This is a genomic window from Pseudomonas violetae (genome assembly GCF_023072615.1).
In the GTDB taxonomy this organism is placed as follows: Bacteria; Pseudomonadota; Gammaproteobacteria; order Pseudomonadales; family Pseudomonadaceae; genus Aquipseudomonas; species Aquipseudomonas violetae.
On record NZ_JAKNRW010000012.1, the window covers coordinates 133168 to 139167 of the forward strand.

The following is a 6000-nucleotide window of genomic DNA, read 5'->3' on the forward strand; positions in this document are numbered from 1 at the left end:
AGGAGAGCCTTGCTGATGCCCAGCCAAGGTTACTCCAGAATTGAAATCGATACTTATGCCGACCAAACTTTTAAACGATGGGTTTGTAAGATTTCAGGTAATCAAATAGTGCCTCATTCGCCAGTTCAAAAGCGGCTTTATCCGATGTTGCGTTCCCGGCACTCCACTCGATGCGCTTGTCCCAAATATTCCAGACACGCGTGCCGAGTAAATTCGCGGAATCTGCCAGTTCCAAGCAGAGCTGAGCAACGTGCTTTGGATTCAAAAGAAACTCGTCATTTCCCTTTCCAAATCCGATAACATCATCCAGCCTAGTTTTTAAGAAAACGACGTTGGCGGGATAATCCACATCCTCACCTGTTCCCTCGTAAAGCCAACCCGTCGCGAAAAATTTGTGGTCTGCTTCCGGGATGTAAAGTGTGGCGTCAGTAAACCTCATCCCCGTACGCGAAGTCTTTTTTGGTATCGCACTCACGTCATGAAGCTTTCCATTACGCCAAGGCATATCGAAACGTCCAAGACCAGTGCATAAAGCTGCCATTAGAAAGCCTTGAGCCAGTAGATCGGCTTGTGTTGAGCTCAAGTGGAAGGCGTACTCATCAATTTTGAGCATGACCTGGTCTCCGTCCCTGAAGGCGCCTACAAGACTAGAGATCTCGTAGGCTATTCGGGCTCGGAGAAAATCATGTGCATGAGTTGATTCTTGCGTGATGACGGCAGCCATATATTTTGAGCCTTTCAGTACGTTTATTTTTTTGTTTATTTGTTAAACGGCTCAAAACTGAGAATACTTTAGCTCCAATCAATAATATTTTCTGAGCATACCGCCCGTCGTGGAAAGCAGTACGAACAACACAATTCAATCTTGACCAATGGCCAACAATCGATAATATTGACCTTGTGCACGACGCCAACTTTTCTATATTTAGGAACAAATTTTTAAGGGCGTCGCATGAAATTCCTTATAAGCTTCATTCGCATCGATACGACTATATCCGACGGCTTATGGGCCAATGGCTCTGCATTGAGTTGCGTGTGTCATGAATACGTGAGCACCGACACGCATGATTATCAAGATTGCAGCAGCTCCAGCGAAATCGAAGCAGCCTTCGAATCCAAGAAGAATTATGCAGAGGATGGTGAAAGTCTGCTTTGTCCTCAAGGCAAAATCAAAGTGCTTCGGATCGAGCCAGTACCTTATTAAGTCCGATGTTGCCAGTGGCTTACCTGTTCGACTAACGCGGAAGAGGCTTTAGATGTGGTCGTTCCTCCTGTTTGATATGCCATTCCTCCAAAGCACCTAAGTGGACTTTACGACAATTGACCGTTGAAATAATGCCCTGAGCAAGAAGCATCCGGGGAATTTCGTGCATTAACTCCGCGATTTCCCAATTTTCTTTTTGAGGGTGGTTATGAATTCATTGAGATCAAAGTCCATCTCAACCAAGAATGGCCCGAATCTGTGGTAGGTCTCAAAAACTACCGATGCAATGCAAAGACTTCGCGCTTTTTGATAAGTTTGATTGCCACGGAACCTCCTCGACGCGAAATCAGGTCTGAGAGGCACGAGTGAGCAACTCACTGAATCGAATGGGGTGGCTCATGGATTGCCTGGCTCGATACCGTCAGAAAGTCGCGCAAAGTTTGACGTCCGATGTCACGCTGAAACGTCGCGATGACGTACCGCGAGTTGAGTGTGTTGAGAACCCAAAATCGACCTTCACGCAGGGCGCAAACGATGTCAGAAGTACGCATGTAGTGACCATCATCGAAGCGGCCCAATGGGCCTTTCCTTACGTGGCCGAAGACGACTCCCGCTGCACTTTTACCAACGATGGCCACATGATTCAGATAAGCCGTCACTGGAAGATCAAAACCTTGCGCTTGCGCCTTATGAATTCGAAGTAGATCGAAATTTGATAGTCGCTTGCTGTGAAACGTCATTTCGGTACCGCTCATACGAAAGCTCCGTTTGGCCGTGGTCAGCTTCAGACTGGACGAATGCGACTTGAGTGGAAAATCTCTCTCAAATTGGAAACCAATGCTCGGTTGAAATCTTTACGATGCGAGTCGTGGTACACGGCACCGCCTTCCACTTCGATAATGCAAACGACGCACTCAAGTTCATCTTCCCCCACAGACACCCTGGTAAGTGGTTCCATACTCGGTATCCCTCCCCCATTCATGTAGGCCGGGATTACTACTTGAGCACCGATCACCACCATTGTAGGGTCTTTGGAGTTCAATACCGCTTCCAGCTGATGTTCATCGTTGATCATCAACTCGTACTCGACCTGTCGGCCTTCCAACTCATGTTGAACAGTGACGTAGTACCAGTGCATTCGGAGCACTCGCGACACGGTGTGCCAGTGCGCGAGGCCTTTGCCAAACATGCCAGGTACGCCTGCCATATCGCTTTCGTAGGTTCTAAACATTTTTACTCCCGCTTCGAGCTATCGCAGGAGCGACCTAGAGTTTAAAAGAAAGAATTGTTTTAAGGCAGACTGATTTTTCATGCCCATTGCCGCACAGGACGTAAATGGTATTTCGGGTTTCAAAGAGAAAACCGTCCTGAAAGGAAGTAGCGAAAGTGCTGCGCACCCAATCTCCGACGTCGAATCGTCGCTGACTGTCAAAAATAACGTTGTTCGCAAAAATCACCATAGGCAGTTGCCCTTCTGCATGGATTTTTTTCAATTCGTCTTCAGTCACATCCACTCGAGCGATTATCCAGTCTTCGACAAGGCAATAGGACTTGTGTGGGAAACGGGCCCTCACCAGTTCGATGAGAGCTTCATCGCTTTCCCCAGACCCAGTCCGTGGCTCACCTGAGCCGTAAAGTAGTTCAGCTGTTTCTTTGTATTCGTCTGTGCTCATCCCACTGAATCTCCGTCAATACATCTGATATGTTCGCGCGTACCCCTGCCAGGGATGACCAACATCTAACCAACCGCACGCTGTCTATGCGGAAACGCTTCGTCCCAGCGACCCAAAACCTCGACAGTTCCGATAATACCACTAAACGAGGTTTATCGGAACTGGCCGCGTATGGCTCTATCCTCGTTTTTTAGGACGGATCATGTCGCTTAAGAAAGAGGTTGCAGGCGCGATAAGGGCAATCCGCACTACGAGAGGATTGGATTACGGAGACCTAGCTGAGGTCAGTGTTAAAGCCAATATTGGTAAACTCGAACAAGGCAACAGCAGCATTACGCTAGAGAAGCTGATTGAGCTATCCGAAGCGCTTCAGTTTGATCCTGTCGCCCTGCTTGCCATCTGCCTGGCCATACATAAAGAGGAACCCTATGCGCTCACGCTTACCCGGGCACGGGATCAGCTGGACGCATTCGAGGCAGAAGGCGGGGTAGAGCTTTTACGTAGACAGCTTGTTGGCAACGAATTGGTGAAGCGTCCTAGAGGAAAGCCTGGGAACACTCAGGGTGCGGATTCTGTTAAGGCCCTCAAGGATGCCGGACTCAGTCAGGCCGAAGTTGCTGAGAGGCTTGGGTTGGCAAAATCGACCATCCATAGGTACTGGCATTCGTAACCCTATTACCGTTGGTCGAACTATCGACAAGATTTTTCATAATTTTTGTCAACGTTGACAGGTTGATATGTGTCGCTTATCAAGGTAGATTATTGAAATTATTAAATTATTTTCTTTGTCAACAAAAATACAGGGTAAATAATGCAGTGAATGGCGACCGCAGCAACTTCAGTTTCGGCTGGCTGCCGGCGCAGTCGGGGCAATATGGCTCGTGCCTGACCCAAGTCGACTTTAAGGCGAAGAAGGTCATGCCGCGCCCCTCGATTCGCGGAATGATCGCGCGCACTTACTTCTATATGAGCAAACAGTACGGGTTGCGCCTGTCAAAGCAGGATCGGCAGCTTTACGAAGCCTGGAACAAGACCTACCCGGTCCAGGCCTGGGAAAGTCAGCGCAACCAAACGGTCGCGTGCGTGATGGGACGCGGCAATGAGTTCGTCGGCCCCGTGAACCTCAAAGCCTGCAGCTAAGTGCCAGTGAAAAAAGAAGGCCCCGGGCTATAAACCCAGGGCCTTTTTCTCACGTGGTGCCTTACTGGCTCAGCGGACGCTCGATCACCAACAATTCGATATTCTGTTTTTTCGCCCGCACCAGTGCTGCCTGCACCTCGGCCTGCTTGGCCTTGGCCTCGGCCTCGGAATTATAAGGGCCCATCAGAATGCGGGTCTTGCCGTTTTCCTTGACCACGCTAGAAACGAAACTGTGCTCGATCAGCCAGCCGCTCAGGTCGCTGACTGCCTGGGTTATCTCGCCACGCACTTCCAGATCCCACTGCGGCGAAGCAGCTGTTACGGGCGTCGTAGCGACTGTCGGCTGCGGCGGTGGCACGTCGCCGCGCTTACCCTGATCGCACCCTGCCAACGCCAGTATCGCGACTACCCAGACCCATTTGCGCACAAGTTGTCCCTCTGAATGCTTAAAGCGGGCATTTTAGCATTCATGAATAGTTCTTTAGGGCCGAAAAATCGAGATAAAACAACGAGAATGATAGGTGCGGCCTCTGTATAGTTACGCCTTGGGAATTAATGCAGCCTCTGCGCGTCAGAAAGAGGCACCCAAACTGAGACTTCACACTAATCTATACGTACCACCGACCTCTGCACTGTTCGAATCAGGTGCCCTACAAAGCAATCAAGGAGAAGACCATGCTGATACTCACCCGCAAAGTCGGTGAAAGCATAAATATTGGTGATGACATTACGATCACCATCCTCGGCGTCAGCGGCCAGCAAGTCAGGATTGGCATCAATGCCCCGAAGGACGTCGCTGTTCATCGCGAAGAGATCTACCAGCGCATTCAGGCTGGCTTGACCGCACCGGACAAGCCACAGAGCTGATCTTGCGGCATCCAGTAGCCAGCCCGTTCGCCCCACGAGCCTCGGCTGGCTAGAATTCTAGTGCAACGCACCTGAACCAATCCTGGCTAACCAAAGGTCAACCCCGCGCCATGCCTGTGGCTGCCACGACCTTCAACAATACCTGCATTGCCTCCACAGACTGTTTCGTGGGAATAGCTTTGCGCGCCCAGCGCCTCTTGCCCGCCCGCCCCAGCGCATACACCAACAATGGACCGCCGCCAGCAATCAGTGAGCGAGCATCGAGATACCCCTGTCGTGGAGGGACACCCCTTTCGTCGCCACCACCTTTTAGGATAGCGAAATGGTCTGCTCAGACAGCCCCATTGTGCATAAGTTCAACTAGTCTGAGCCTACGTCCCGCCAAGAGGAGTGGAAATGATGATCCTGCGCATGGTGGTTTCAGACTGGGTTTGCCTTGTTTTCGCAGGCGCCTGCGGCTTGGCATTGATCTCCATGGTGTTCTGGTGGGATCAGTGGCTAGCGCTGATCCTTAATTAGCTTCAGTTGCCCGTCCGTTTCTGGCGGCATGACTGCCCCCCCAAGAAATTAATAATTCTTTTCATTAAAGGGATTCCGCCCCCCTGGCCCACATCGGAATTCTGCGGAGTTATCTTCGACAGATCATTCAGAGTTTGCCAGTCAAACACTCCACCCAGTTGGCGAATTTGGCGCAGGCATTGTTGTTCCGTGCGAAGCCGTGGCGATTGAGCGTCAGCGTCCTGCCACCCATAGGACACCCAGCTGCGTAGTTGCCGGTCGGCGCTGAGTGCGCATGCGACTCGATGTCGGGTATACCTGCAGTATGGGTCGCGACACAGACTGCCATGAGCGGAATGAGGAATAACGAGAGGTACTTGAGGCAGCAGTTTCCTTTACGATCGAGTAGGAGGCGGATTTACATCCGCCGTCCTCTCACACCACCGTACGTACGGCTCCGTATACGGCGGTTCAAGTTATGCGGCTAAGCCGGTTTATCGTATCCAGTATCGAGACCAATCCGAGGCTATCCCACAACTTCTTCGGTAGGGCCTGATTCATATGTGACGCTCCCGAATTCCACCATGGACCTCGTCCATTGAAGGCTGATTTGCAGGC

The 6000-nt window shown here is 50.9% G+C and carries 8 protein-coding genes and 2 pseudogenes; 4 read left to right on the plus strand and 6 right to left on the minus strand.

Going from position 1 to position 6000, the window contains the following annotated elements; translation table 11 throughout:
* Positions 1 to 70: 70 nt before the first annotated feature.
* The 4 genes from L9059_RS16510 to L9059_RS16525 form a co-directional block, all read right to left on the minus strand.
* Positions 71 to 613, minus strand: a complete 543-nt coding sequence (locus tag L9059_RS16510) for a hypothetical protein (protein ID WP_247292049.1) — start codon at positions 611 to 613, stop codon at positions 71 to 73.
* Between the two features lie 965 nt (positions 614 to 1578).
* On the minus strand, positions 1579 to 1959 hold the full coding sequence (locus L9059_RS16515; protein WP_247292050.1) for a hypothetical protein: 381 nt from the start codon (positions 1957 to 1959) through the stop codon (positions 1579 to 1581).
* A 29-nt stretch (positions 1960 to 1988) separates the two neighbouring features.
* Positions 1989 to 2435, minus strand: a complete 447-nt coding sequence (locus L9059_RS16520; protein WP_247292051.1) for a hypothetical protein — start codon at positions 2433 to 2435, stop codon at positions 1989 to 1991.
* Positions 2436 to 2469: 34 nt separating this feature from the next.
* Entirely contained in the window at positions 2470 to 2877 is a 408-nt protein-coding gene (locus L9059_RS16525) for a DUF6957 family protein (protein WP_247292052.1), read from the minus strand.
* A gap of 202 nt (positions 2878 to 3079) precedes the next feature.
* On the opposite strand from L9059_RS16525, the gene L9059_RS16530 reads away from it, so the two are divergent.
* The gene (locus L9059_RS16530) at positions 3080 to 3547 is read left to right on the plus strand and encodes a transcriptional regulator (protein ID WP_247292053.1); all 468 of its coding nucleotides are present in this window, start codon (positions 3080 to 3082) and stop codon (positions 3545 to 3547) included.
* A gap of 146 nt (positions 3548 to 3693) precedes the next feature.
* Positions 3694 to 4017, plus strand: a pseudogene (locus tag L9059_RS16535) (endonuclease); the annotation flags it as partial.
* Between the two features lie 61 nt (positions 4018 to 4078).
* On the opposite strand, the gene L9059_RS16540 reads toward L9059_RS16535, so the two are convergent.
* The gene (locus L9059_RS16540; RefSeq protein ID WP_247292054.1) at positions 4079 to 4444 is read right to left on the minus strand and encodes an SPOR domain-containing protein; all 366 of its coding nucleotides are present in this window, start codon (positions 4442 to 4444) and stop codon (positions 4079 to 4081) included.
* A gap of 248 nt (positions 4445 to 4692) precedes the next feature.
* On the opposite strand from L9059_RS16540, the gene csrA reads away from it, so the two are divergent.
* Complete coding sequence (csrA, locus tag L9059_RS16545) at positions 4693 to 4884, plus strand: carbon storage regulator CsrA (protein WP_008028241.1); 192 nt, start codon at positions 4693 to 4695, stop codon at positions 4882 to 4884.
* 396 nt (positions 4885 to 5280) lie between these two features.
* Entirely contained in the window at positions 5281 to 5403 is a 123-nt protein-coding gene (locus L9059_RS30670) for a hypothetical protein (RefSeq protein ID WP_282615499.1), read from the plus strand.
* Positions 5404 to 5853: 450 nt separating this feature from the next.
* On the opposite strand, the pseudogene L9059_RS16550 reads toward L9059_RS30670, so the two are convergent.
* A pseudogene (locus L9059_RS16550) lies at positions 5854 to 6000 on the minus strand (group II intron reverse transcriptase/maturase); the annotation flags it as partial.

What these genes read in the sequence shown, in the direction of transcription:
- L9059_RS16515 (WP_247292050.1), bottom strand. Translation starts at nt 1,959, where the DNA reads ATGAGCGGTACCGAAATGACGTTTCACAGCAAGCGACTATCAAATTTC.
- L9059_RS30670 (WP_282615499.1), top strand. Translation starts at nt 5,281, where the DNA reads ATGATGATCCTGCGCATGGTGGTTTCAGACTGGGTTTGCCTTGTTTTC.
- L9059_RS16525 (WP_247292052.1), bottom strand. Translation starts at nt 2,877, where the DNA reads ATGAGCACAGACGAATACAAAGAAACAGCTGAACTACTTTACGGCTCA.
- L9059_RS16510 (WP_247292049.1), bottom strand. Translation starts at nt 613, where the DNA reads ATGCTCAAAATTGATGAGTACGCCTTCCACTTGAGCTCAACACAAGCC.
- csrA (WP_008028241.1), top strand. Translation starts at nt 4,693, where the DNA reads ATGCTGATACTCACCCGCAAAGTCGGTGAAAGCATAAATATTGGTGAT.
- L9059_RS16520 (WP_247292051.1), bottom strand. Translation starts at nt 2,435, where the DNA reads ATGTTTAGAACCTACGAAAGCGATATGGCAGGCGTACCTGGCATGTTT.
- L9059_RS16530 (WP_247292053.1), top strand. Translation starts at nt 3,080, where the DNA reads ATGTCGCTTAAGAAAGAGGTTGCAGGCGCGATAAGGGCAATCCGCACT.